We start from the raw sequence: 25259 nt of genomic DNA, 5'->3' as shown, positions 1-25259 counted from the left end.
CCGCCGATCGGACCGCTCGCGAACTGCGCTTGGGGATCCGCCGGTTTGCAGAAAATATGTCACATGGGAAGGGGGTATGCGGAATCAAACCGAGAAAATCGACGATTTCTCTGAGGACTTGGACGCGGAATCCACAGAAAAGTTCCGACTCGTTTGATTGTAAGGCGTAGAAGCCAATCGGTCAAAAGAAAAGGACCAGGGGGTCTGGGTTGACTTGGTGCAAGACCGTCAAGGTGGTCCGCCTTCGGCGACTTGACAGCGCCAAGCCGTCCGACTACCGTTGAAACTTGATGGCGTCGGTCTGAATACCTCCCCTTTTGAATTGCTCCCTCGCGAACCGACCTCACTTCCCGTCGACCTCGTCGACCGTGTCCCTCTACGACCCTTGATCCCCGAACCACGTCTCATTTCTCGATGAAACCCAGGCCGACGCTCTACATTCTCGATGCGTATTCGTTGATCTACCAGGTCTTCCACGCGATCCCCCTGATGACAGGGCCCGCGGGGCAACCGACCCAGGCGGTCTTCGGCATCTTCCGCGACCTCGTTAACCTGGTCCGAGACCGCAAGCCCGACTACTTGGCGGCCGCCTTCGACGGCGCGGGACGCGTCTTCCGCTCCGACCTGTATCCCGAATACAAGGCCCAGCGCTCGGCGATGCCCGAGGAGCTCGTGCCCCAAATTCCGGTGATCCGCCGCGTCTTCGACGGGTTCCGCGTCCCCGTACTCATGGAAGTGGGCGCCGAGGCTGACGATGTGATCGCGACGGTAAGCCGGCGCGCCGAGGAGCAAGGGCTCGATGTCGTCATCTGCACGGCCGACAAGGACGCACGCCAACTGCTGAACGACCATGTGCGGATCTTCAATCTACGGACCCAAAAATTCCTCGACGTCGCGGGCCTGAAGAGCGACTGGGGCATCCGTCCCGACCAGGTGGTCGACCTCCTCTCCTTGACCGGCGACACTGCGGACAATGTTCCAGGGATTCCCGGCATCGGCCTCAAAACGGGAGCCAAGCTCCTCGAGGAATTCGGTGACCTCGAGACCTTGCTGGCCAACGTCGAGAAGGTCTCGGGTGCAAAGCGAAAGGAAAACCTTCGCCAGTTCGCCGAGACCGCGCGGTTAGCCCGAAGTCTGATCGTTCTACGCGACGACCTGAAGCTCGACCTCGACTGGGAAGGTCTCAAGACCACCGCACCCGACACGAAACAGCTCAAAGCGCTCTGTATCGAGAGCGGATTTCATCGCTTCCTCACCGAACTTCCCGAAGACGAGAAACTCCCCGAGGCCGTCTGGCAGACCGACTACCGCATAGTCGATACGCCCGAGCTGCTCCGTGAGTTCGTTGCGGAATTGGCGGAACAACCACGGTTCTGCGTGGATACCGAGACCACCGCCATCGACCCGCTCCGCGCGGATCTCGTCGGCCTCGCCTTTAGCTGGGCGGAAGGGGTCGCCCACTATCTCCCGGTCCGCGGGCCGATGTGGGACAAACACCTCGACCTCGCGACCACGCTCGAGGCGCTCCGCCCTATCCTCACCGGCGACTCGAGCGAAAAGATCGGTCAGAATCTCAAGTACGACATGCTCGTCCTCAGCCGTTACGGAATCGAGCTTGGCGGCCCGATCTCCGACACGATGGTCTTGAGCTACCTGCTCGAAAGCGGCGAACGCAACCACAACCTTGATCAGTTGGCCCACCGCTTCCTCGATCATACGATGGTTCCGATCTCGGAGCTCATCGGCAAAGGGAAGACGCAAAAGACCATGGACCAGGTCGAGGTCGCCCGCGTCGCGAATTATGCCGGCGAAGATGCCGACGCAACCTGGCGACTCGAAGCGATCCTGGCGGCGAAAGTCCGCGAGGAAGGGCTCTGGCCCCTCTACGCCGAGCTCGAACGTCCGCTCATCACCGTGCTGGCCAAGATGGAGACGGCCGGTATCAAAGTGGATGTCCCCTTGCTCAGCCGCCTCTCGAAGGAGTTCGGCGATCGGCTGAACACCATCGAAGCGGAGATCTTCACCCTGGCCGGGCACCCGTTCAACATCGGGTCGGGGCCACAGCTCCGTCAGGTCTTGTTCGAGGAGTTGAAACTTCCCTCCTTGCAGAAAACGCCTGGCGGTGAGCCAAGTACCGCCCAGGAAGTGCTCGAGGAGCTGGCTGCGAAACATCCCCTGCCTCGTCTCCTGATCCAGCACCGCCAACTCGCCAAACTCAAAAGCACCTACCTGGACTCGTTGCCGGCCTTGGTCCATCCCCGAGACGGACGGGTTCACGCGTCGTTCAACCAGGGGGTGACGGCCACCGGTCGACTCAGTTCGAGCGACCCGAACCTGCAAAACATCCCGGTGCGCACCGAAGACGGTCGTCAGATCCGCCAGGCGTTCGTGGCCGGTACCGAGGGGTGGTCGCTGCTCACGGCCGACTACTCACAGATCGAGTTGCGGATCCTCGCCCACTATTCGGGCGATCCCGCGCTCCGTCAGGCCTTCGCCGACGATCACGACATCCACCGAGTCGTCGCCTCCCGAATCTTCGGAGTCACCGAGTCGGCCGTCGATGCTTCGATGCGGCGGGTCGCCAAGACGGTCAACTTCGGCGTACTCTACGGCCTCAGTCCCTACGGCCTGGCGGGCCGACTCGGGATCTCCCAGCCCGACGCCGCCGCGTTCATCGAGGCGTACTTCCAGGAATACGAAGGCGTCGATACGTTCATCACCCGAACCCTCGAAACCGCGCTCGCCACCGGTCGCGTGGAGACGATTCTCGGCCGCCGCCGACCCATCAATGGAATCAAGAATACAACCGGTCATAACCGCAACGTGGCCGAGCGAACCGCGGTCAATACCGTGATTCAAGGGTCGGCCGCCGACCTGATCAAACGGGCCATGCTGGCCGTCGATCACGAACTTCGCAGCCAGGGCCTCCAGGCGAGAATGTTACTTCAGATCCATGACGAACTCATCTTTGAAGCGCCCAACGAGGAAATCGCGAGACTCGCCCCGCTCGTCCGTGACGCCATGACCAACGCCCTGAAGCTGGACGTTCCCCTCAAGGTCGACCTCGCCGCCGGCCCCAACTGGCTGGACGTCCAAACCGTGAGTTGATGCGAATCGACTCCGCTTTTTTTCACGAGTAAGGAGATCTTGACGGCACAACCGGTTCGAGTGGATTACCGCCGAAGAAAATCCCCTCAAGCCGGCGGGAAAATTGTGCAAGCAAGACCGAATACGGTTGCAGCATGAGCGGAGATGGAGTATAAATAGTTCGGCTGTCTGTCATCCGCTCCTGCATCCGTCAATGCCCCTTTCGCGGATACCGGATCCCTCCCATCAACGGCCTGTGCGAGCCAATGAACGTCTCGAGCGGCAAGGTTCGGCGACGTGACACCGTCGGGGACCCGCCCAACTGGATCTGAACGGATCTAAGACTCTTCCCTTGGAACAACCCATTGTTCCCCCCAATGACAAGATTTGAGAATACGTAACCATCGCGCTCATGCGAGTTTGTCGGGCCTCGTCCCGTCACGGTGATTCGTACGACTTACTTATCCATTTTGGATTGCCTCTTCGGTCTGGTTTGCCTCCGGCGATTCGAGCTTTGAACGAGCGTTGCTGGCTGAAGTTGGCTCAAGGATCATCATGAAATCACGCACTCGCGCCTACCCACGGAACCGTCCCGGGCCGCAGCAAGGCCCTTGGAAGCATGGACAGGTTCCCGTGATCGGGATCATCGGCGAGATTGGTGGTGGCAAGAGCCAGGTGTCCGCGTTCATGGCCGAGCGTGGTGCCTTGGTGCTTGACGCCGACGCGGTGGGCCATGCCCTGCTCAACCAGCGCCCCGTACGCGAACAGGTCATTGAGCGGTTCGGAACGAGTATCCTCGCCCCGGCGACGGAGCCTGAAGGCGAGCCGTTGATCGACCGTGGAATCCTGGGCTCGATGGTCTTCGCTCAACCGGCCCTTCTGGGCGACCTGGAAACGATCCTTCATCCCCGGATGCAGGTGACCTTTGAGAAAGCGATCGCACGCGCTCAGCGCCAGGGCAAGGTGAGCGCCGTCGTCCTTGACGCCGCCATTCTGCTCGAAGCGGGCTGGGATTCGCTTTGCGACTTCGTGCTCTATGTGGATGCGCCCAGGCCACAGCGGCTCGCTCGCCTCGTGGAAACCCGAGGCTGGACCGAAGAGAAACTGCTCCTCCGGGAACGGGCGCAGTCGGCCCCCGAAGAGAAACAGCGGCAAGCCGACGTGGTCCTCGTCAACGACGGCGGTCTGGATCGCCTCAAAGAGGAGGTGAATCGTCTCTGGGACAAGCGGATCGTTGCGGCGAGCAAACGTGGCGGATCGCCTCGTTCCGGCCGCCCGAACTCATCCGGGCCTGGTGGCCCCTCAAACCAAGGCCAGTCTTCCTCCGGCCCACGACGGGGTTGATGGAACACGCCCGCCTTTTTCTCTCGTCTCGTCACGCACGAGTCGGGGAACTTCAACCTGATTTTTTCCTTCATCTGACTGCCCTGACCCCCGTATTTTTTTCGACAGATTCGCCTGCCCAAGCTGACCCTCTTCACCCGTGCGGTCGGACGATCTGAAGTCCGTCCCACGGTCGGTTTGGCCCTTCAAGCACGATCGTGGCTCGAGGGCAGGCCGTGATTTCGTGAGACTGAACGAACGAGGAGATTCGATCGCCATGGCCAACGAGACTCGCCCCCGCCGGGAGTCCTCCAGCACGTCCCGCATTCGTAAGGCCGCTCCCCTTCCTCCCGGGGGCCAGCCCCCCGCTTCGGCGGCCGCCAATGAGAACAACTCGACACCCCCTGCTCCCCCCGTCACCAAATCCGAGACGCCCGAAATTACGGGCCCGGGTAGTGACTATCGCGATCGGCCCGACCGCGACCGCGAGCCTTATCCGCAGGAACGACCCGCCGACCGCGAGCCAATCCGCTTCATCCGGCCCGACCGCGAGCGCGAGCCGATTCGCGATCGGACGGAACGCGGCGAAGCGGGGCTGCCGGTCCGTGAGCGGCTCCGCGACCGAAGTGAACGCGAAGCGACCGGGATTTCACGCGTTCGGGAGCATGAAACCAACGTCCCGAGTCGCGATCGCAGCGAACGAGAGATTCCTCCGACACCCCGGGACCGAGACCGCGATCGGGACCGAGACTACAGTCCGCCGAGTCGGGTCGAGCGTGAGCCGATTGCAGCGATCGCCGAGGCGCTGGTCAACCCGCAGGCCCCCGGCTTTGGCTCCGAAGACGACGAAGATGTCTTCGGCGACGTCGCGATTCACGATCGCTATGAAGACATCAAGCGCGGTGAGATCCACCTCACCGAGCTCCAGAAGATGACGATGCCCCAGTTAATCCGGACCGCCAAGGCCGAAGGGGTGGTCGAGTATACCGGTCTGAAGAAGCAGGATCTGATCTTCAAGATCCTCAAAGAGCGGGTCAAGCAGAACGGCCTGATGTTCGGCGAGGGAACGCTGGAAGTTCTCCCCGACGGCTTCGGTTTCCTGCGGAGCCCGGACTACAACTACCTCCCCTGCCCCGACGACATCTACGTGTCGCCGAGCCAGATTCGCCGCTTCGGACTCAAGACAGGCGCGATCGTCGCCGGCCAGATTCGACCGCCCAAAGAGAACGAGCGTTACTTCGCTCTCCTCCGGGTTGAGGCGATTAACTACGAAGATCCCGACAAGCTCAGCGAGAAGGTGGGCTTCGACGACCTCACGCCGCTCCACCCGCTCGGGCGAATCCAGCTCGAGACCGGCAGCGATGAGATCAACATGCGGGTCGTCGACATGGTCACTCCGATTGGCAAAGGCCAGCGCGGACTGATCGTGGCTCCGCCGCGAACCGGCAAGACGATGCTGCTTCAGAAGATCGCCAACAGCATCCTGACCAATCACCCCGACGCCTACGTGATGGTCCTGCTGATTGACGAACGGCCTGAAGAAGTGACCGACATGGAGCGCTCGGTCAAGGGGCCGACCGCCGAAGTCATCAGCTCGACCTTCGATGAGCCCGCTTCGCGGCACATTCAGGTGGCCGAAATGGTCATCGAGAAGGCCAAGCGAATGGTCGAATACGGCCGCGATGTGGTGATCTTGCTCGACTCGATCACCCGGCTCGCCCGTGCTTACAACACCGAGGCCCCGCACTCGGGCAAGATCCTGACCGGCGGTATCGACGCCTCCGCGCTTCAGAAGCCCAAGCGATTCTTCGGGGCCGCCCGCAAGATCGAGGAGGCCGGCAGCCTCACGATCCTGGCGACCGCCCTGGTCGATACCGGAAGCCGGATGGACGACGTCATCTTCGAGGAGTTCAAGGGCACCGGTAACATGGAGCTCCACCTCGACCGTCGTCTGGTCGATAAGCGGGTCTGGCCGGCAATCGACGTCAATCGCTCGGGCACGCGTCGCGAAGAGCTCTTGATGGATCCCGAAGAGCTCCGTCGGGTCTGGATCCTCCGCCGCGTTCTGAACGACATGAACCCGGTCGAGGCGATGGAACTGCTGACGGGCCGGATGCGCAAGGCCAAAACCAACGCCGAGTTCCTGATGAGCATGAACCTGTCGTAAGTGAGCGGCTTGAATTGAAGGGAGCTCGGTTCCCCTCTTTCTTTTTACTAAAAGTAAGGGGGGTGCTGGGTTCCCTTTCACCGCAATTGATGATCGGCCGACCTAACCTCCAGCACGCCCACTTCCCATGACAATCTTCGCCGGAGATTTTTCTCCACCCATCGGCCGATTCGCGATCGTGGTCGCGCGGTTTAATTCCCTGGTGACCGAGGCGCTTCTGGCCGGTTGTCGTGACGGCTTGGTCCGTCACGGCGTCCCGGACGAGAATCTTGACGTCGCCTGGGTTCCGGGCTCATTCGAGATCCCGCTCGTCGCGCGCCGGTTGGCGGAATCCGGCCGATACGTCGCCGTGATCTGTCTCGGCTGCATCATCCGCGGCGAGACCGGGCATTATGACCATGTGGCGGGCCAGACCTCCTCAGGGATCCTCCAAGCGGGGCTGGCGACCGGAATTCCCGTGATTTTCGGCGTTCTGACCACCGAGTCGGTCGAGCAGGCGTTCGATCGCGCGGGGCTGAAAGCAGGAAACAAGGGGGCTGAGGCTGCCCTTTCCGCCATCGAGATGGTTAACTTACTGGGGAAGATATCCCAGGACGGTAACCCGCCTCCTCGCCGGTCCGACTCGAACTAGGGCGCTCTGACGTGATCGAAGACAACGCCCTGGCCCTGAAACCGGAACCGGCGCGATCGAGGGAGCGATCCCAGATGACGACCCCATTGCTACCGCAAGCCTTTTGGTTCCGGCTGTCCGTTCCGTGCCGCCACGTCTCCGGCATCCCGAAGACAGGCGCCAAGGGCGGACTTCTTGGGCTCGACGCGAGTTGCTCCCTGCCCAAAACTACAATGCTTGACGACAAGCCGGACTGGGCCGACGTTCGGGTCGCCTGGAACCAGGGGGGGCTGGCGATCCAGGTCGAGACCGCGAAGTCGACCGAGCCCACAGCCGTGGGCTCGGACGAGGATGCCGAGGGAATGCACGGCATTCAAGTCTGGGTCGATACCCGAGACACGCGGAACGTGAGCCGAGCCACCCGGTTTTGTCACCGGTTCAGCGCCCGGCTGCTCCGTGGCAAGACCCGGTCGGCCCTCGCTGTTGAGGTTTCGCAGCGGCCGATCGCTCGTGCGGTCGCCGATGCCCCGCTCTGTCGGCCGGAAATTCTGGCCGCCCACGCTGAGCGGCTGAAACAGGGGTGGCGGATCGAGATGTTCCTCCCCGCCGAGGCGTTCCAAGGCTTCGACCCCGAAACCAACCGACGGCTCGGTTTCGCCTATCAGGTGACTGACCACGATCGCGAGGACCAGTTCCTCGGGGTCGGGCGCGAGTTTCCCGTGGGCGAAAACCCGAGTCTTTGGACGACGTTGGAATTGCGTGATTAGGCCTTCCTTCGGGCCGTCTCATTTTGCACGATGGACTCTCTCATGGCCGACACGAACTTTCGGAATTCCAATAGGAAGATCGACGACGCCCTCGATGCGGCGCTCGACGCCACCACGCAGGGAGTCCCCCAGCGTCCGACTGACGAAGTCCCGCTCAAGCGGCAGTGGGACGCCGAACTCGAGGCCGAACTGGAAGCCGCGCTCGAAGGTTTCGACGCCGCCAAGTTCGACGTCGCCACGCCTCGATCTCAGGCGGCCGGGGACCGCAAGAAACTCGCGGGCGGCGAGCGCGGGCAGGAGAGCCGATCCGGACCCCAGACTGGGAAGGTCATCGCCATCCGCGGCAAGAGCATCTTCGTTGACCTGGGAGCCAAGAGCGAAGGAGTCTTGCCCGTCGACCAGTTCGAGGACGCCTTGCCCCAACCGGGCGAGATGATCGAGGTGATCGTCGACCACTTCGACACTGATGAAGGCCTCTTGATCCTTTCGAGGAAAGGCGCGGCCGTAGAGGCCAACTGGGAAAACCTGCGCAAGGGCCTGATCGTCGAAGCTCGGGTCACCAAGACCAACAAAGGGGGGCTCGACGTCGAGGTCGACGGCATCCGCGGCTTCTTGCCGATCGGCCAGATCAGCATCAATCGCGTTGAGGATGCGTCGGTTTACATCAACCAGAAGCTCCGCGTCGTCGTCACCGAGGCCAACCAGCGCGAGAAGAACCTGGTCGTCTCCTGCCGCGAACTCCTCGAACGAGAACGGGAAGAGCAACGGGAAAAGACCTGGGCCGTGCTCGAGGAAGGCCAAGTCCGCCACGGAGTCATCCGCTCGGTCAAGGACTTCGGCGCGTTCGTCGATATCGGCGGCGTCGACGGCCTGCTCCATGTCGGCGAGATGAGCTGGAGCCGAATCTCCAACGCGGGTGAATTCGTCAAGGTTGGCCAGGAGGTCGAGGTCAAAATCCTCAAGCTCGACCGCCAGACGAAGAAGGTCAGCCTCGGACTCAAGCAGCTCACCCCCAGCCCCTGGGACCGGATCGGCGAAACCTACTCGCGCGGGATGGTGGTCACGGGACGGGTGACCCGGCTGATGGACTTCGGCGCATTCGTCGAACTCGAGCCCGGCATCGAGGGCCTGATCCACATCACCGAGCTGTCCCCGAGCCGGGTCCGCCGCGTGACCGATATCGTCAAGCCCGAGCAGGAGGTCGAGGTCCGGATCCTCAAAATCGAGGCCGAGGCCAAGAAGATCGCGCTCTCGCTTCGTCCGCTCCCGACCGTTTCGACGGTCGTGGAAGAGGAGGAGGAAGAAGACGAGGCACCCGCCGCTCCCAAGCCGGAACGCAAAGTGCCGCTCAAGGGGGGCAAGAGTGGCCCCGGAACCGGCGAAGGCGGCCTGTTCTCATTGAGCCCGAAAGAGTAAACGACAGCCGAAACCACCGGGCGGCGCGAGCCAACGGCTCCGCGTCGTCCGGTTTCGTTCCATCAGCATTTCTGTTCGTTTAAAAGCGATAATTCGGCTGTGACAGCATCACTCGGCGATACGTACCAGCGTATAGAGCGCCTCGGGTTCGAAATCGAGATTGACCACGAGTGCAGATTTGTTCGCGGCATCACTCCTCCCAAGGGAGCCATGCTCAACGAGCAGTTTCCTCCCAAATCGTCTGACGTAATACCTTCCTGTCCCCCCATGACCGAAGACAGCGCGTACGAGGTAGGGTGCCTTTCCCCGCGGGCATCGGAAGTAATGGCCGGTGTAATAGACCGCAACGTCATGCGTCAGCTTCACGTGGTTCTGACCTCTGAGGTCCCTGTCGATCGCCACGTCCTTCTTCGAAGCCACAACCTCATAAATCGCAGCTTCCTCCACATCCTGGGTTCCTTCCTCAGGAAAAAGGCCCTCAGGTGGCGGCTTGATCCATTCACGGCCGTCGTCTTTCAGCGCAGAACCGGAGCTGGCGGCAGGTGGTGTCTTCGTGGGGGCTTGGGCAAGGCCCAATTGATAGAGCCCCCCGTAAGCCAGCAAACCCGAGAGAATGAACAGGAATTGCCGGTAACTCATCATCCCTCCTTGCTCAAGTGAACACTTCGCCACACCGAGTCGTCCTACCACGGGTCCAGAATCAGGCACTCCAGGACCGATGCGGCCATGGGAGGGATTGGGCGCGCTTCCGCCTCGCCCTGTTCTCAATCTGGTTCACCGGACTGGTGCTCTGCACCGGATTCATGCTCGTAAAACAGGTGGCTTGCGCGAGGCTGATCTGGACAGGCCTCCCCCTTGGCCAGTTCGATGCGGTGATTGCGATCGACCCAAGTGAAAACGCGGAGGTGGTCACTTACGAGATCCGGTTCCCCCGCGATAAGGCGTCCCGATGAATCAGCAGAGCGAGGCACCGCATCGAAATCTAAGACTCGACTCATCTCGATGAGTCACCACCAGGCACGGGCCAAGCCCCGGAAAATTGGCCCGTGCCGTTTCGTGCTTTACGGTCCTCCAGCAGGACATGGACGACCTACCCGACCTGACCGGCTGCTACCAGGCCCGTCTGGACGGCGAACCGCCCTCTTCACTCCTCCCCGCCTCTACCACGACTCAAGCGGCCTGAACTGGCCTTAAACGCCTATGGCCTTGGCTGCGGCGCGGGCCTGGGCGGCGAAATGGATATCTTGAACTTTTGTCCCTTGTTCAGTAGCGGGGCCGGTTCGAGTGCGATAACCTCGCCGCTCTGAAGACCCTCCTTGACCTCAATGAGATAGCCGTCGGACAAACCCAGTGTCACCTTGCGCCACTCGAAGCCGCCGTCGTTATTCTTAACCGCCACGTGGTCGCTGCGATCGTAGTAGACCACGGACGGGACGGGGAGATAGAGAACGTTTTCGAGCTCGGGGGTGCGGATCTCGACCTGGGCCGTCATTCCGGGGATCAGACCTGCGGGACCATCCTCGATGGTGATGTGCGCCGTGTAGAACCTGGCATTGGGGGTTGAGGATGAGGATGGATCGGGAAGGGGTGCGATCCCCTCGACCGTTCCCACCAGGGGCTTGTCCACGACCTCGTCGAGTTTGATCCGAGCCGAGAGCCCACGCGTGACCCACTCGATGACCGAGTCGGGGATTTTGACATTAACCCGCAGCGGGCGGCTCAGATCGGGGAGGCTGAAGATCTTCTGTCGCTCGCGAACGACCGCTCCCTCTTCGATCTGGGGCGGCCTACTGGCTCCGAACCGGCTCGTGTCATTGGCGTACACCACCACGCCGTCGCCCGGTGCCAAGAGCCGACAATTCTTGATCTGGAACTCGAGCTTCGCCTGCTTCTTCTTTTCCAGGTCCCAGGTCTGCTCCTTGGCTAACATGTTGGATTTGGCCTTCTCAACATCGCTCTGGAGTTCCTTGGTCTTCATCTGGCTGGTGAATTTCTCGAGCACGATCTGCTTGACCTTCGCCAGCTCGAGGGCGATTTTCTCGCGTGCGAGATTTTCAATGGTGACCTCGAGGCGGTCGTCGATATCGAGATCAGCGATGACTTCTCCGACCGTCTTGTTGTCCCTCTTCACGGCCAGTAACTCATTCAACAACTTACGGGCGTGCAAGGTCCGATCCTTCCGTACCTCGGCCTTCTGAATGGCCATTTCAGCCGCCGCGATCTCCGCCTTGACCGTCTGCAGTTCCTGCGGGTAGATGCCTCCTGTGTACTCGGCGACGGCGATCTCGGCCACTTCTTGAGTCAGCTTGGCGTTCTGGTAGGCCGCCTCCGCTCCCGACGTCGCGATGTACTGGTTGGTCAATTGGTCCTTCAGGGCCGCCGAGTCGAGCTCGCAGACGAGCTCACCCTTGGCCACGCGGGTGCCGTCAGGCACGATCGAGATGATCACCGTCTGGCCCGCGACCTGGCAAAACACGTCTTGATTTTGGGTCGCCTCCAGAAGGCCCCCTTCTTCCACGGTGACACCCAGCTTGCCGGGCTTAACTACGTAGCTCGGTGGGTCATCAGCCCGTGGGGCATCGGCGTTGGACTTCAATCGCGGTGCGAGGACCGCCGCTTCGTTCTGGGCGAGCAAGGGAATACCCCTAGCCATCGCGCCAATTGCGAGGACTACCGAAGCCGCCTTAAACCAATGCTGCATGTTCATAAAGATCTGCCTTCTGGTTAACTAGGGACGTGGCAGACTCCAAGCGATCATCCGACCTGTATCGGATTGAACCATAATCGTTATCGTGAATTCCACAAGTAAAGGAAAATTCTCTAGGTGACGGGATGACACGATAAGCTCGGTCGCGTAAGCCCTCGAGCCCCCTCGACGGCCAGCCGACTCGATCTTCGACCTCCCGTATGCCGCGCAACTTGCTCGCGTGAGCGGCCTGCGAGATTGCACGACTCTCACGCGACAAGTTCGGAACCGCGTGGCACCCAGTAGGCATCCCTTCTCAATGAAGAGCGTCCGTTTTCTTCGCCGAAAGAGATGGGCGTTGACTGCTCGGACAGACTCCTAGCAACTCCTCGGACTCGCACCAACCCATTAGCATTGCAGCTGTGTGAGTCACGGTGAGCCACCGCAGAGACTCGGAGAGGTCGCCGTCGTGTTCCGGCCAGAGCACCAGATGCCAATGATTAGGCATGACGCAAAAACAGAGCACCCGCATCGGAATCGGGTCCCGGGCCTCTTCCAGCACGCGCTCGAACGCCGCGTAGTCGCCTTCGTTCCGGAACATCGTTCCCCGCCCCACGGCCCGATTCAGGACATGGTACACATAACCGACCATCGCAAACCGTCGGCGCCGTGGCACACCGTCAGAAAACTGAATCGCAACGGTGAAGTCAAGCTTATTGACTCCCGACCCCTTTTCTCGTCCGCATCAAACGTTTAGGCGGTATGTTCAATGTGCAATGGAATGTCGTGATCAGTGAAACGCTAGATTAACGAGGGACACATGAAAATAACGGTAGCTATGCGTGCCCATCGCAATTTGAGGAAACTCCCACAATATCGCTCCCTCGCCGGTGACGAGGGAAAGCCTCTCAACGGACTCCGGCTTGGCGAAGGCGAGGTCGCGACGGTATTTACGAGAATGTTCCTGGGTCTGCCAAGAAGTGTATTCTGATCACCGATCTGGGGTTGCACGTCAATCGAGGTGATGACTGGCTCTTCTTGCCCTATGAGGAGATGATATCCGTCGACTTAGAGGGGGGCGAGAAGTCGATTGACGTGGATTGTGTTGAGATTCGTCTCCACAGCGGGGCGACGGTCTTAATTCTGGTCTCCGGGGGCAACCTTTCGATGGGGACTAAGGATACATACTGCATGGTAATGTTTATCGATTATGTGATATATGACCTGAGCAGATACTGCGAAGGATGATCGCTCCGCAAACGCTCAGCTCGGTGCTCTCACGAGGAGGGAGGGAGCCTGTTAGCCAGTCAGGATCGCCAGGACTTGCCATTTCTGATGCCCTCAGGTGGCCACGACGCTCATCACACGTTAGACATGTAGGACGAAAAAAGGGGTCGGGAGTCGTTTCTGCCGCCGCGTCGTTTGAATTCCCGTTTACCCTGGGGATTTCCTCGGACGGCCACGGCCACGCAGGGTCGATCCCAGCCCGAGCGTTTTCGCGGTGTCCTGCTGCTAGCGGGCCTCGCCGAAGGGCGTTCCGCGGACCACCGAGCGGCGGAGGGTCTGCAGCTCCGCTTCGGTTTCCGGCTGGTTCACGAACGCGGTCCACTGCCGAGGACGGGGGACCGGCTAGGCGTCCGCCAGAGTCACCGATGCGACTTGCTGCCGGCGCTGCCAGAGACTTCCCCACCGCCAGTCCTCAGCCCGGGATATCAGGTTCGCCCGCAAGGCGTTCCGCTCCATGTACCGGCTCACGGTGAGCCAGTGCTCGTCGTTTTGCATCGGAAACGACTTGAATCGTCCCTGGTAGAGCGGACCGGTTCCCGACGTGTGATGCGCGGCGTGCCAGCGCTGCGTGTGCCTCACGGTCAGCCACCGCAGAGACTCGGAGAGATCGCCGTCGTGCTCCGGTCAGAGCACCAAATGCCAATGATTGGGCATGACGCAAAAACAGAGCACCCCCACCGGAATCTGGTCCCGGGCCTCTTCCAGCACGCGCTCGTACGCGCCATAGTCGCCTTCGTTCCGGAACAGCGTTCCCCGCCCCACGGCTCGATTCAGGACATGTTACACATAACCGACCATCGCAAACCGTCGGCGCCGTGGCATGCCGTTAGAAAACTGAATCGCAACGGTGAAGTCAAGCGTAAAGACTCCCGACCCCTTTTCTCGGCTCACATCGTTGTAGCCGGGGTCTGTGACCCCGGGGCGAATGCCAAGTCAGGAGTCACAGACCCCAGCTACAGAATAGTTTCGGTCGCCATGATCCGCGAGCGACCCGATGGTAAACCGCTGGAACACAGCGTACAGCGGTAATCGCTTTAGAGCGCGAGCCCCGTGGTCTCCGGATGTCCGAACATCAGGTTGAAGTTCTGGACGGCGACGCCGGACGCACCTTTGATCAGGTTATCGAGACAGGCCAGGATCACGATCTTGCCACGCACCACGCGCACGGTGATATCACAATAGTTGGTGAATGCCGATTCCTTGGTGGCAGGCAGGTGACCCACGACTCGGACGAACGGGCTTTGCTTGTAGAAGGTCCGATAGAGGTCGAGCAGGTCGTGCTCGACGACAGGCCCCCGGGGCGTCGCGTAGATCGTGGCGAAGATGCCGCGATCCATCGGGACCAGGTGCGGGGTGAAGATGACTTCGACCGGGTTTCCCTGAGTGCGGCCGACTTCGGTGAGGACCTGGTCGATCTCGGGTGTGTGACGGTGCTTGCCGACGTTGTAGGCAGAAAAACTCTCGTTGCACTCGGGAAAGTGGGTGGACAACTTCGGCGACCGGCCCGCGCCGGAGACTCCGCTCTTGGCGTCGATGACGATCCCGGTCCGTTCGACAAGGTTCTCGCGAATCAAAGGCGCCAGCGCCAGAATGCTCGTCGAGGTATAACAGCCCGGGTTGGCGATCAAGCCGGCCGGCGGAATTGACTCGCGATAGAGTTCGGGGAGCCCGTACACCGCCTCATTGAGGCCGGCGGGATCGGTGTGGGTGTGGCCGTACCAATCGGCATAGACCTGCGCGTCGGTCAACCGATAGTCCGCACTCAGGTCGATGACCCGGACGTTCCGTTCCCGGAGTGACGCGACCACGGCCATGCTCGCCGTGTGCGGTAGCGCCAGAAAGGCCACGCGTGCCCGATCCGCCAGCCGATCCGCATCGAACGGCTCACAGGCGAGGTCAATCCGGCCCGCCAGGCTCGGGTGCAACGCATCGACCCTAGGCGAGTCGTCCTGGCGCGAGGTCGCGACTCGGATCTCCGCGCCGGGGTGGTTCAAAAGGATGCGGATCAGTTCCCGCGACGCATAACCCGAGGCTCCGACAATCGCCACGCCCGTCATATTGAGTGACCCCGCGCTTGTTTTACAAATCGTGAAGTGAAGAAATAGGCCAGGATGCCAAGCACCCAGGCGATTCCTGAGATGATCAGACCGATTCGAACGTCCCGCGCAACATAATCCATCCGCAAGGTCCAGCGGCCCGAACCGGGGGTCTCCACCACCTGCCAGCCCACGTCGTTCTTCCCCATGAAGATCGGCCTGATCGGCGCGTCTCGCTCTCCCACAGGGCCGATCCAGCGGGCACGCCACTGAGGGTCAGCCAGTTGCGAGACAACCACAAAGGCCGGTCCGGTGACGTCGAGCGTCACGTCGACCTGCGTCGGGCTCACCCGTTCGATAGGCAATGGAGAGGCGTCACGGAGTGTCTGGAGCACGTGTTCCGTCTGACTCGAGCGGGATTCAAGGATCTCCGCTCTTCGCCCGGTCGTCAAGGGGATGAGCCACGCAAGGGCCGGCGCACTCCGGGGCCGCAAGAGGGAGAAGCCGGTGACTCGGGGCCCTTGCTGGGCCACCCAGGCGTCGGAATAGAGCCAACCGGCGAGCGTTGCATCCTGCAAGGTCTCCCGAACCTCCCATCCAGGCAGGTTGGGGGGAGTGCTTTGCCACTGGAGCGTCTCGAACGGGTCGAGCACTCGCGCCGAGACACCGCAGGCCCGCAAGGCTTCGGCAATCATCGGATCCCGTCCGGGGAGGCCCAGGGGCGATACAGCCACGCTGGTCAACTCCGCCAGGCAAGGCAAATCAAGCGTGCGGTACGCGAGGATCGGCGCTACACCCGCGACCATCGGCATGTTGCGCAACGTGTCGGCCGATCGACTCCCTGGCGGTTCCCCGGAGAGGCCGGCGAGCACGGGACTCTGCGCCAAAAGGGGTCGAATCGGTCCCAGGTCGGTCAATCGATGCCGGCCCGCGGCACAAAGATCGAGCGCAGTCAAACCCACGAGGGCGGTCGCGAACAACCGGGTCCGTCCCGCAAACGGAGCGATCACGAGTAGCACGAACAGCAAAATCGAAGACACTCCCAATTCCTGGCGATAGATCGAAAACCGCTGTTTCTCGAATGTCCGGTCCGTTGCGCTTCGCCAGGGTCGATTCTGCCGCGCTAACGCCGCCTGGATCCGAAGGTCATCCTGCGGCGTCAGGGCGAGCCTTCTCATGGTTTCCAGCGCTGAGGATTTCGCCTCGGGTCGGCCGTTCTGATCGTCGCCCCCCTCGCCCGCAAAGACACGTGACACGGAAAACGAGTTCAGAGTCCGGCTCAAAATCGTCGAGTTCCCAGGGCCTCCCTGCGGTTGTGAACTCGCCAGCGCAAGTTCCAGTCCCAGCAAGACCAGGAGGGGGGCCATCACGGCCAGAACCGCAAACCCGGTGAGGGAAATCCGGGTTCGACGCCACCCTTGGCAGAGGTCGAAGCCTTTTGCCGCCAAGAGCGAGAGAGCCAGTCCGGTCGCCAGCGACCAACGGGCCGACGCCCGAAAGAAGGAGAAGCCGGGGATCTGGATCAAGAGCCGGAAACCGGGCACGTAAGGACCGAAGCTCAAGAGCAGTGTCACGAGAACCACGAGCGCCAACGCACGCGCTGCCGGGTCGCGCCGGAAACCGCGGAAGATCGCCACGAAAGCAAGGTAAAGCGGGACAAGGCCGATGTAGCCAAGATACTCCTCCGGGGACGTATGAAACGGATCCCAGGCGAGCGGACGCCAAAGCGGGGAACGATGAAAGAGCCCAGGAGCGACATAACTCACCAAGTGAAGGGGCGTGGCGGAAAACCCGGAGAGGTAGTCGAAGTCGCGTGCGGAAGCGGCAAGTCGCGCCAGGCGGGCGGTCGGAACCACCTGAAGTGCCGCCAAAGGGACGACCGCCAGCATCGCCAGCGCAACAGTCAAAGGCCCCTGCCAGGCCCGTCGGCCTCGGGAAACGCCTGCCAAGGTCAGGAGAATGACCCCGACCTCGGTGTAGAAGGCCAGTTGGAAATGGCCAGGTAGGATTTGCAAGGTCAGGACGGCGGCCAGGGCGAAGGGGGTGCGCCAGGTTCCTTCTCCACGGGCGATGAGCCAGGCGAGGCCCCACGCCCAGGGCATCCACGAACCGACGGTGTACCCCCACTGGTGCGGCAGATGGATGAGGAAGAACCCGGACGAACTCCAGGCGAACCCGGCGAGAGCCGCCCCCATGGCCGACGCACCGAAGCGACGGGCCGCCCAGTACGTTCCCAGGCCACCGAAAATCGTGTGGAACACAAGGCTCGCCGTGTACGCCCATTCCAGCGGGAGGAGTCCATAAAGGACCCAATGGGGCGGGTAATAGACCCCCATCTGGCTCTCGGCCAGGCCGGGAAAGCCGTAACCCCAGGAATGGTTCCAGACCGGGAGCCGGGCGGACCGGATCGATTCCCGAAGCACGGCCATCAGCCCGAGCGAAAACTGGGTGACGTCTCCGCCGACCGGCATCTGCCCGCCGAATCCGATCGGCCAGAGCCAGGCAGCCAGCCCCAGACAAAGCAAGCTGACGGAGATCGTCGCGGTCCGTCCCGTTTCCGACAGTCGAAACTTCACTCGGCGCTCCCGGACTTCGTCATGAGTTGAACGAACGACACGAATCGGGCCAGTCCCTTGGTCGATTTCACCCAAAGCTGAAGGAAAAACTTACAATCGGGGCTGACAATTTTACACAAGCGGCTCTCCAACCTGCGACCTCACGATCATTCACAAAGATTCAACCCACAGCTCGGGAAGAACTTGCGTCTTTCTCCCATTCTTTCAATCGGAAAAATCGTCAAATTTGGCATGACAGGTGCACTCAGAGTTCTTTCGTTGTGGCCAGTCGTCAACTTCGGCTTTCCAGTTCCGAACATCCTCAAGGAGGAGTGAGCCATGTTGGTACTGAGCAGGAAGCTCGGTCAGCGCGTCAAGGTGGGACAGGACGTCCGGATCACGATCGTGAAGATCGATCGTAACTCGGTCCGGATCGGCATCGAAGCCCCCAACGATGTGACGGTCTACCGCGAAGAAATCGTCCCGATCGAGCTCGATCTCGCATTCGACCTCGATCTCGATTTCGACCACGATCAAGAGCTGGAGAATCAGCGATCGCTGAACGCAGACTTGGCCTGACGCAAAACCAAATATGTCCGGCGCACTCTCCTACGCCGCGTTCCATTCTGCAAGCGTCGCTCCCACTTGTTCCTCCAGGTCTATCCGCATGGACCAGTTTCCTGGCCCGCCGATCCCGAGTTGGGGTCAAGCTGGTTGGAGTCCCCGTCTCGTTTCCGGTATCGTGTGGTTCCCTAGAATAACACGAGATCGAGATCCCAAGACTGAGCGGACGGGACGGGCCGATGCGGGTCGTGGTAGCTCCCGACAAGTTTAAAGGTAGCCTCTCGGCCCTTGCGGCCGCCCGAGCCATTGCTCGCGGTATCGCCACGGCATGCCCGGAGGCATCGATTGACCCAGTCCCCATGGCCGACGGCGGCGAAGGGACCGTTGATGCGCTCGTCGAGGCAACCGGCGGAACATTTCGTGAGGCCGTTGTCACGGGCCCATTCGGCTCTCCCATCACAGCGCGCTTCGGATTACTCGGCGACGCGTCCACGGCCGTCGTTGAGATGGCGTCCGCTTCGGGTCTGGTTCTCATCCCTCGCGAATCGCGCGACCCGTTGCGAAGTTCAACCCGAGGAACTGGCGAGCTAATTCTCGCCGCGGTCGCCGCGGGCGCCCGTCGAATCATTGTGGGCATCGGCGGCAGCGCAACCAACGACGGCGGCGCAGGGCTCGCCCAGGCCATCGGCTACCGCTTGCTCGATGCTGCGGGGCGTGAGATCGAGTCCGGCGGCGGTTCCTTGAACCGTCTCGAGCGGATCGATGCAAGTGCGCGCAATCGATCGATGGACGGCGTCGAAATCGCCGTGGCTTGCGACGTGGATAACCCACTCTGCGGCCCCGAAGGGGCCTCCGCGGTCTACGGTCCCCAGAAAGGGGCCGACGCGGAGATGGTCTCGCTCCTGGACCGCAATCTCAGCCATTTCGCCAAGGTCATCGAACGCGACCTGAATTGCGCGATCCGCGATCTCCCAGGCGCAGGGGCGGCCGGCGGCCTCGGGGGGGGTCTCGTCGCCTTCGCCGCGGGGAAACTGGAGCCGGGAATCACCCTCGTGATCCGCGCGGTCGGACTTGAAGCAAGGCTCAAGGCAGCCGACCTCTGCCTGACCGGCGAGGGGGCGATCGATGCCTCGAGCGCCTTCGGAAAAACGGCGGTTGGCGTGGCACGCCTGGCGCGTTCACTCGGCGTTCCGACGTTCGCCCTGGCGGGCTCGATCGGGCCGGGAGCCGAGGCCGTCCTTGCGCAAGGTATTGATGCTTACTTCAGCCTCTGCCCCGCCCCGATCGAGCTCGACGAAGCGATCGCCCAGGGCGAACGACTCCTCGAGCGGGCGGCCGAACAGGTCATGCGGGCGTTCCTCGCAGGACGGAGATGTGCCACGTGACCGGTCCTCTCAACCCCGATCGGCCGACCGGGGAATTTTCGCTGATCGACTGGATCCGTCGAAAGACAGGAGTCGGCCGGAGCACGGTTCTCGGCATCGGCGACGACTGCGCCATCTTGCGCCCGACGCGCGACTCCGACTGGCTCGTCACGACCGACATGCTGATGGACGGACGACACTTTCGCCTGGACCATGATGGGCCGGAGGCCGTTGGCTTCAAAGCGCTCGGAGTGAACCTGTCAGACATCGCGGCGATGGCGGGAGTCCCGGTTGCGGCGGTCGTGGCCGTCGCCCTGCCCAAAGCCCACGCGGTCGAGCTGGCGCAAGGGATCCACGCCGGAATGGCCCCCTTGGCCGCACAATACGGCGTCGACCTCGTCGGGGGGGACACCAATGCTTGGGACGGACCGCTCGTCATCAGCATCACGGTTCTCGGCGAGACGACCGCGCGAGGTGCAGTGCGTCGTTCGGGAGCGATGCCGGGAGACGCCATCGTCGTGACCGGACCTCTCGGTGGCAGCCTCCAGGGCAGGCACCTCCGCCCCCAGCCCAGGCTCCTCGAAGCGTTGGCCCTCCACCAGGCGGCCCCCTTGCACGCGATGATCGACATCTCCGACGGCCTCGCGTCCGACCTCGGGCACATCCTCGAGGAAAGCGGCGGTCTGGGAGCCATCCTCGATGCCGATGCCATCCCGATCCACCCTGATGCGCGGATCCTGAGCGCTGTCGACTCTCGCTCGACACTCGACCATGCCCTCAACGATGGAGAGGACTTCGAGCTCTGTGTCGTGGTCGCCCCCGATGACGCGTCTCGACTTATCAAGGCTCCCCCCAGCCCGGCCCTCGTCCATCGGATCGGTGAAATCCGGGCCGAACCGGGACTCTGGCTGCGGACCCGGGACGGGCAACTGATCGCGATCAATGCCCGAGGGTTCGACCACCTCCATGAATAATTGACGACTCGATTGGCCGATCGAGCCGAAGTCTCCATTGAATGTGATTGTTTCCATGCAAATCGAACGCACAACGCAAGGTCTGACGATCGAGGTCGCATCCGAGCAGGACACCGAACGGCTCGGCCGTGCGCTGGCGGAAGTCGTGGAACCGGGGGTGGTCATCGGATTGGTCGGACCGCTCGGCGCGGGCAAGACGCGATTGACGCGGGCGCTGGCCGAAGCGCTCGACGTCGACCCTTCATGCATCGCCAGCCCCACCTTTGTCCTGATCCACGAATATGAAGGGCGGATCCCGGTCTATCACTTCGATGCCTACCGACTACCGAGCCCCGACGAATTCGAGAGCCTGGGAGCTTCGGATTACTTCACAGGCGACGGAGTTTGCCTGGTGGAGTGGGCCAATCTCGTGCTCGATCGACTCCCCTTGGATGTCTGGATCATCCAGATCGAGCCGACCGGTCCAGAACAGCGGACCGTTCACGTGTTGATTCCGCACAACCCCAAGATCACTGATCGGTTAGCGGAATGCCTCAGCAGGGTTTGACGCCCTGATTCCGAAAGCCTAGAGTCGTCTCAGGCCTACAAGCTGTGATGACTTGGAGTTTCCCCAACGTGAGCGAAGCCCTCTTGAACTTCCCGCCTCCCTTGAGTGCAAGATCAAGGGGGCCATTCCGCCCGCAGCCCCCCGCGGATTTCGAGGAAGCTGGGCTCAATCATACTCAGGTGGAAAGCCTGGTCCTCAAGTTTCTCTTGAGCCAAGGCATCGCCTCCGGCCGACGCACCGCCGAGGAACTCGGCCTCCCCTTCGGGCCCTTCCCGGAATTCCTCCGTCTGCTCAAGAACCAGCAGATCGTCACGTATACCGACTCCGCGACGGCCAATGACTATCTGTACTCGTTGACCGAGGCGGGACGAGCCCGCGCTCAACTTTACTTCAATGAATGCACCTACATCGGCACGGCCCCGGTCCCCTTTGATGACTATGTGAACGCGGTGGCCGCCCAGTCAATCACCTTCGAACAACCCAAGAAGGAAGACTTGCGTCGCGCCTTTGCCGACCTCCTGATTTCGGAGGAGATGTTCGAGGTGCTCGGTCCCGCGATCAACTCCGGGCGTGGCTTGTTCCTTTACGGATATCCCGGCAACGGCAAAACGAGCATCGCGGAACGGATCACTCGCTGCTTCGGATCGACCATCTGGATCCCCAAGGTCATCGAAGTGAGCGGCCAGTTGATCAAGCTCTTCGACCTCTCGGCCCACGAGCCGGTCGAAGCCCAGCGCTCCGGCCTGCTCCGTCACGACGATTTCGATCACCGCTGGGTCGAGATCAAGCGGCCCACACTGATCGCGGGCGGCGAGCTCCGCATGGAAGACCTCGAGATCCATTTCGATCCGGCCACCAAGGTGAGTGAAGCACCCCTCCAACTCAAGAGCAACAACGGCACCCTCTTGATCGACGACTTCGGCCGTCAACGCATCGCTCCGATTGAGCTCTTGAACCGTTGGACCGTCCCCCTCGAGAAGCGATACGACTTCCTGTCTCTCTGCAACGGAAAGCAGATCCGTGTCCCGTTCGATCAGCTCATCCTCTTCTCGACGAACCTCGAACCGCGACAGCTCGTGGATGAGGCGTTCATGAGGCGGATTCCCTACAAGATTCACGCCCAAGATCCCGACGAGGCGACCTTTCGCGAGTTGTTCGCGATGTTCGCGACCAAGCTCGGCTTTCCCGAAGTCGATGAGGCAGCGCTCGATTATCTGATCAAGCGGCACTATCAAAGGGAGGATCGCCCCTTTCGATCCTGCCAGCCTCGCGACCTTCTGCTCCAGGTTCGCAACTATTGCGTCTACAACAACCTCCCGCTCGAGATGAAGCCACGCTATTTCGATTTCGCGGCCAACAACTACTTCACGGTGATGTGAGCCGCCTTGTTGTTCTCGCCGGCGGCCAACTCCTCACACCCATCGCCCGGAAAACATTCCGTCAACTTGTGCTGATACTGCTGCGCTACTTTGCGATATCGGTCCGAGAGCGCATCGAGCTGCTGGTCGGTCAGCCTCTCGATATCGACGAGTTCGTTTCTCGCATGATTGACGCCCATGATCAGTTCATCGAGCTTCAAGTGAATCGCCTTTGACTCGCGATTCTGGGCCCCTTGAATCAGGAAGACCATCAAAAAAGTCACGATCGTTGTGCCGGTATTGATGACGAGCTGCCAGTTTTCGGAATAATGGAAGAATGGGCCAGCCACCGCCCATACAATGACGACCCCTAACGCGGTCAGGAATCCCCACCTGCCCCCAGTGATCCGGATCGTCCAGTCCGACACTCGCGTAAACAGGTCGCGGCGGGTGATCGGAATCGGTGGATTGGACACAAGGACTTGCCCCTCGCTGTGTCTCATCAACACGACCTCAATGTTCCAGGTGTACTGAGGATTGAGTGAAGCGGGGGGGGATTCCTCGACTTGAGGCAAATAGGATGCCAAATGAACGAAGACTCCGCTACTTTTGACGTGGACGCCGTCATTCTCGGCGCCGGGGCCGCCGGCTTGGTCGCCGCGATTCGCGCGGCCGAACAGGGTCGCCGGGTTCTCCTGCTCGAGAAGACGCGCCGCCCTGGTGTGAAGATCCTGATGTCGGGAGGCACTCGCTGCAACATCACCAATGCTCGAGGCGTGAGAAACCTGCGGGTGATCTCCGGACCGATTGACCCGGCCTACAATCCCAATGAGGCACGTGGCGCGCAGAGCATTCAGCAGGCCTTTGGAGCGGGGGGACGATTTCTCGGTCCCGCGCTCCGAGCCTTGAATGTCGAGCGGACGATTGCTCTCTTTGAGGACGAGGGAGTCGCCACCAAGGTCGAGGGAAATGGAAAGGTCTTCCCGGTCTCCGATCGGGCGACCGACGTCTTGCACGCCTTACTGCAACGACTCGGACGATCGTCGGCCGTGGTGCGCTGTGACAGTCCCGCGCTCGAGGTCGAGTCCAACGGTCAAGGGTTTGCCATTCGTCTCGCCGATTCGACCGTCACCGCGCGTCGGGTGATCCTGGCGGTTGGCGGGCAGTCGTTTCCAGGCTGCGGTACGACCGGTGATGGCTATGCCATCGCGCGTCGATTTGGCCATACGATCGTCGAACCGAAGCCGGCGCTGGTCCCGATCCGGGTGGTCGATCGCTGGGTCCCGGAATTGAAAGGGATCACGATTCCCGATGCGCTCGCAAGAATCCAGGGGCCAACAGGACCGGTTCTGCTTGAACGCAGAGAGGCGGTCCTCTTTGCCCATTTCGGCCTGACAGGGCCGGCGATCCTTGATGTGAGCCGCGCCGTCGCACGGCATCAAGGGCCAGAGATCCTCGACCTCGTTCTCGATTTCCTTCCTTCTGAAAAACGTGAGGTCCTCGACCAGCAGCTCCAGTCAGCCTGTCGCGCGGGACGACGCCAGGTGGTCGGACTCCTGCCGCCTGCGATTCCACGCCGACTGGCCGAGTCCCTTCTCAATGTGACGGGGATTGCCCCGGACAGGGTGGGTCCCGACTTGTCGCGTGAGGAACGGAACCGCTTGCTGACGGGTTTGAAGGGCCTGCGTTTACCCGTTGCGGGGACTCTCGGATTCGCCAAGGCCGAGGTCACCTCCGGCGGTGTCGCTCTGGACGAAGTCGAAGCTGATACCCTTGAAAGCAAGCTCTGTCCCGGGCTCCACTTCGCGGGCGAGGTCCTCGACCTCGACGGCCTGATCGGCGGCTACAATTTTCAGGCGGCCTGGAGCACGGGTTGGCTCGCGGGGAGTTCCGTCTGAGAAGCAACCGGAACGCAGCGATCGATTACCCGCCTTTGCGATCGGTCAACGGGTGCACCCATCGATAGAAAGTGCGATCCGAGAGCACCCCGGACACTCCACGGACCGGGTCGAACCAGCGATGCTCCCGGTTATACTGGAACGAGCGTGGGACGATTTGCCCGGTGTCATCGACGGCAAAGCAGCCGACCAGGTCGCTCGCCAGCGGGTCGTTGCTAAACTCGCCGGGGGTTCGCGGGTCGAGGAGATAGAGCCAGTCACTCGACCGGCTCGACGCCTCCCGGATGATTTCAGGGGAGTTGATGGCGCACTCGTTCATATACTGAACGAATACTTCAATAAAGTTGGGATTCACCTGGAATGTTTCGAGATCAAATGCTCCCCCGTCCGAGGGAGTGAATTCACCGATGACCGAGCGCGAGTCGATCCCCCGGCTCCCCGCGAGAAGGACGTCGAGGAAACAGATCAGATGATGATGAACACCATCGGTACTCACCTCAAAGACATTGAGGAGCGATAGTTCGGGCTTGGACATTCGTTTCGACTCGAGTCTTGGCAAAAAAAGGTCGCCTCGTCCTGGACAGACGAGGCGACCATCAGCGCGTTCGGAACCAGGTTCC

20 protein-coding genes are annotated in these 25259 nt (G+C 61.5%); 12 read left to right on the top strand and 8 right to left on the bottom strand.

Annotated features, from left to right (window positions below; translation table 11 throughout):
* Window positions 1–414: 414 nt before the first annotated feature.
* The 6 genes from polA (at window position 415) to V5E97_RS14670 (ending at window position 9370) form a co-directional block, all read left to right on the top strand.
* Entirely contained in the window at window positions 415–3108 is a 2694-nt protein-coding gene (gene polA / locus V5E97_RS14695; RefSeq protein WP_406700066.1) for a DNA polymerase I, read from the top strand.
* Between the two features lie 534 nt (window positions 3109–3642).
* Window positions 3643–4431 (top strand): dephospho-CoA kinase, encoded by a 789-nt coding sequence (gene coaE / locus V5E97_RS14690; RefSeq protein ID WP_406700065.1) that lies wholly within the window; start codon window positions 3643–3645, stop codon window positions 4429–4431.
* A gap of 256 nt (window positions 4432–4687) precedes the next feature.
* Window positions 4688–6577 carry a transcription termination factor Rho gene (gene rho / locus V5E97_RS14685; RefSeq protein WP_406700064.1) on the top strand — a complete coding sequence of 630 codons (1890 nt, stop codon included), beginning with the start codon at window positions 4688–4690 and terminating at the stop codon, window positions 6575–6577.
* Between the two features lie 127 nt (window positions 6578–6704).
* Window positions 6705–7208, top strand: a complete 504-nt coding sequence (gene ribH / locus V5E97_RS14680) for a 6,7-dimethyl-8-ribityllumazine synthase (RefSeq protein WP_406700063.1) — start codon at window positions 6705–6707, stop codon at window positions 7206–7208.
* Window positions 7209–7282: 74 nt separating this feature from the next.
* Entirely contained in the window at window positions 7283–7954 is a 672-nt protein-coding gene (locus V5E97_RS14675) for a DOMON domain-containing protein (protein WP_406700062.1), read from the top strand.
* Window positions 7955–7996: 42 nt separating this feature from the next.
* Window positions 7997–9370, top strand: a complete 1374-nt coding sequence (locus tag V5E97_RS14670; RefSeq protein WP_406700061.1) for a 30S ribosomal protein S1 — start codon at window positions 7997–7999, stop codon at window positions 9368–9370.
* A 108-nt stretch (window positions 9371–9478) separates the two neighbouring features.
* Here V5E97_RS14670 and V5E97_RS14665 read toward each other — a convergent pair whose 3' ends face one another.
* The 6 genes from V5E97_RS14665 to V5E97_RS14640 form a co-directional block, all read right to left on the bottom strand.
* Window positions 9479–10012: a hypothetical protein gene (locus V5E97_RS14665; protein WP_406700060.1), complete on the bottom strand. Its 534-nt coding sequence runs from the start codon at window positions 10010–10012 to the stop codon at window positions 9479–9481.
* A 556-nt stretch (window positions 10013–10568) separates the two neighbouring features.
* Window positions 10569–12023, bottom strand: coding sequence for an efflux RND transporter periplasmic adaptor subunit (locus tag V5E97_RS14660; RefSeq protein WP_406700059.1), 1455 nt, complete (start codon window positions 12021–12023; stop codon window positions 10569–10571).
* Window positions 12024–12372: 349 nt separating this feature from the next.
* Window positions 12373–12657: a hypothetical protein gene (locus tag V5E97_RS14655; protein ID WP_406701160.1), complete on the bottom strand. Its 285-nt coding sequence runs from the start codon at window positions 12655–12657 to the stop codon at window positions 12373–12375.
* A gap of 1028 nt (window positions 12658–13685) precedes the next feature.
* On the bottom strand, window positions 13686–13922 hold the full coding sequence (locus tag V5E97_RS14650; protein WP_406700058.1) for a hypothetical protein: 237 nt from the start codon (window positions 13920–13922) through the stop codon (window positions 13686–13688).
* Window positions 13923–14377: 455 nt separating this feature from the next.
* Window positions 14378–15400, bottom strand: coding sequence for an N-acetyl-gamma-glutamyl-phosphate reductase (argC, locus tag V5E97_RS14645; protein WP_406700057.1), 1023 nt, complete (start codon window positions 15398–15400; stop codon window positions 14378–14380).
* The gene (locus V5E97_RS14640) at window positions 15397–17955 is read right to left on the bottom strand and encodes a hypothetical protein (protein ID WP_406700056.1); all 2559 of its coding nucleotides are present in this window, start codon (window positions 17953–17955) and stop codon (window positions 15397–15399) included. The genes argC and V5E97_RS14640 overlap by 4 nt, the downstream gene beginning before the upstream one ends.
* A 318-nt stretch (window positions 17956–18273) precedes the next feature.
* Between V5E97_RS14640 and V5E97_RS14635 the strand changes: the two genes are divergently transcribed.
* The 5 genes from V5E97_RS14635 (at window position 18274) to V5E97_RS14615 (ending at window position 22762) form a co-directional block, all read left to right on the top strand.
* Window positions 18274–18513: a carbon storage regulator gene (locus tag V5E97_RS14635; RefSeq protein WP_406700055.1), complete on the top strand. Its 240-nt coding sequence runs from the start codon at window positions 18274–18276 to the stop codon at window positions 18511–18513.
* A 224-nt stretch (window positions 18514–18737) separates the two neighbouring features.
* The gene (locus V5E97_RS14630; protein WP_406700054.1) at window positions 18738–19883 is read left to right on the top strand and encodes a glycerate kinase family protein; all 1146 of its coding nucleotides are present in this window, start codon (window positions 18738–18740) and stop codon (window positions 19881–19883) included.
* A complete protein-coding gene (locus tag V5E97_RS14625) occupies window positions 19880–20836 on the top strand; it encodes a thiamine-phosphate kinase (protein ID WP_406700053.1) in 957 nt (318 codons plus the stop codon). Before V5E97_RS14630 ends, V5E97_RS14625 begins: the two co-directional genes overlap by 4 nt.
* 55 nt (window positions 20837–20891) lie before the next feature.
* Entirely contained in the window at window positions 20892–21383 is a 492-nt protein-coding gene (tsaE, locus tag V5E97_RS14620; protein WP_406700052.1) for a tRNA (adenosine(37)-N6)-threonylcarbamoyltransferase complex ATPase subunit type 1 TsaE, read from the top strand.
* 68 nt (window positions 21384–21451) lie between these two features.
* Window positions 21452–22762 (top strand): AAA family ATPase, encoded by a 1311-nt coding sequence (locus V5E97_RS14615; RefSeq protein ID WP_406700051.1) that lies wholly within the window; start codon window positions 21452–21454, stop codon window positions 22760–22762.
* Here V5E97_RS14615 and V5E97_RS14610 read toward each other — a convergent pair.
* The gene (locus V5E97_RS14610; RefSeq protein WP_406700050.1) at window positions 22744–23244 is read right to left on the bottom strand and encodes a low affinity iron permease family protein; all 501 of its coding nucleotides are present in this window, start codon (window positions 23242–23244) and stop codon (window positions 22744–22746) included. The genes V5E97_RS14615 and V5E97_RS14610 overlap by 19 nt on opposite strands.
* Window positions 23245–23328: 84 nt before the next feature.
* Between V5E97_RS14610 and V5E97_RS14605 the strand changes: the two genes are divergently transcribed.
* Window positions 23329–24639 carry a BaiN/RdsA family NAD(P)/FAD-dependent oxidoreductase gene (locus V5E97_RS14605; protein ID WP_406700049.1) on the top strand — a complete coding sequence of 437 codons (1311 nt, stop codon included), beginning with the start codon at window positions 23329–23331 and terminating at the stop codon, window positions 24637–24639.
* Window positions 24640–24664: 25 nt separating this feature from the next.
* Here the strand turns inward: V5E97_RS14605 and V5E97_RS14600 are convergent, their stop codons facing one another.
* Window positions 24665–25174, bottom strand: coding sequence for a hypothetical protein (locus tag V5E97_RS14600; RefSeq protein ID WP_406700048.1), 510 nt, complete (start codon window positions 25172–25174; stop codon window positions 24665–24667).
* Window positions 25175–25259: the final 85 nt, after the last annotated feature.

Origin of the sequence: Singulisphaera photorubra, from assembly GCF_045290345.1 — a bacterium.
Classification (GTDB): domain Bacteria; phylum Planctomycetota; class Planctomycetia; order Isosphaerales; family Isosphaeraceae; genus Singulisphaera.
Note: the sequence above shows the minus strand (reverse complement) of the source record. Positions and strands in the feature narration are given on the sequence as shown.

Coding starts and splice junctions, on each gene's coding strand:
- polA (WP_406700066.1), top strand. CDS start 415: ATGAAACCCAGGCCGACGCTCTACATTCTCGATGCGTATTCGTTGATC.
- coaE (WP_406700065.1), top strand. CDS start 3,643: ATGAAATCACGCACTCGCGCCTACCCACGGAACCGTCCCGGGCCGCAG.
- rho (WP_406700064.1), top strand. CDS start 4,688: ATGGCCAACGAGACTCGCCCCCGCCGGGAGTCCTCCAGCACGTCCCGC.
- ribH (WP_406700063.1), top strand. CDS start 6,705: ATGACAATCTTCGCCGGAGATTTTTCTCCACCCATCGGCCGATTCGCG.
- V5E97_RS14675 (WP_406700062.1), top strand. CDS start 7,283: ATGACGACCCCATTGCTACCGCAAGCCTTTTGGTTCCGGCTGTCCGTT.
- V5E97_RS14670 (WP_406700061.1), top strand. CDS start 7,997: ATGGCCGACACGAACTTTCGGAATTCCAATAGGAAGATCGACGACGCC.
- V5E97_RS14665 (WP_406700060.1), bottom strand. CDS start 10,012: ATGATGAGTTACCGGCAATTCCTGTTCATTCTCTCGGGTTTGCTGGCT.
- V5E97_RS14660 (WP_406700059.1), bottom strand. CDS start 12,023: ATGGCTAGGGGTATTCCCTTGCTCGCCCAGAACGAAGCGGCGGTCCTC.
- V5E97_RS14655 (WP_406701160.1), bottom strand. CDS start 12,657: ATGTTCCGGAACGAAGGCGACTACGCGGCGTTCGAGCGCGTGCTGGAA.
- argC (WP_406700057.1), bottom strand. CDS start 15,400: ATGACGGGCGTGGCGATTGTCGGAGCCTCGGGTTATGCGTCGCGGGAA.
- V5E97_RS14635 (WP_406700055.1), top strand. CDS start 18,274: ATGTTGGTACTGAGCAGGAAGCTCGGTCAGCGCGTCAAGGTGGGACAG.
- V5E97_RS14630 (WP_406700054.1), top strand. CDS start 18,738: ATGCGGGTCGTGGTAGCTCCCGACAAGTTTAAAGGTAGCCTCTCGGCC.
- tsaE (WP_406700052.1), top strand. CDS start 20,892: ATGCAAATCGAACGCACAACGCAAGGTCTGACGATCGAGGTCGCATCC.
- V5E97_RS14610 (WP_406700050.1), bottom strand. CDS start 23,244: ATGAGACACAGCGAGGGGCAAGTCCTTGTGTCCAATCCACCGATTCCG.
- V5E97_RS14605 (WP_406700049.1), top strand. CDS start 23,329: ATGAACGAAGACTCCGCTACTTTTGACGTGGACGCCGTCATTCTCGGC.
- V5E97_RS14600 (WP_406700048.1), bottom strand. CDS start 25,174: ATGTCCAAGCCCGAACTATCGCTCCTCAATGTCTTTGAGGTGAGTACC.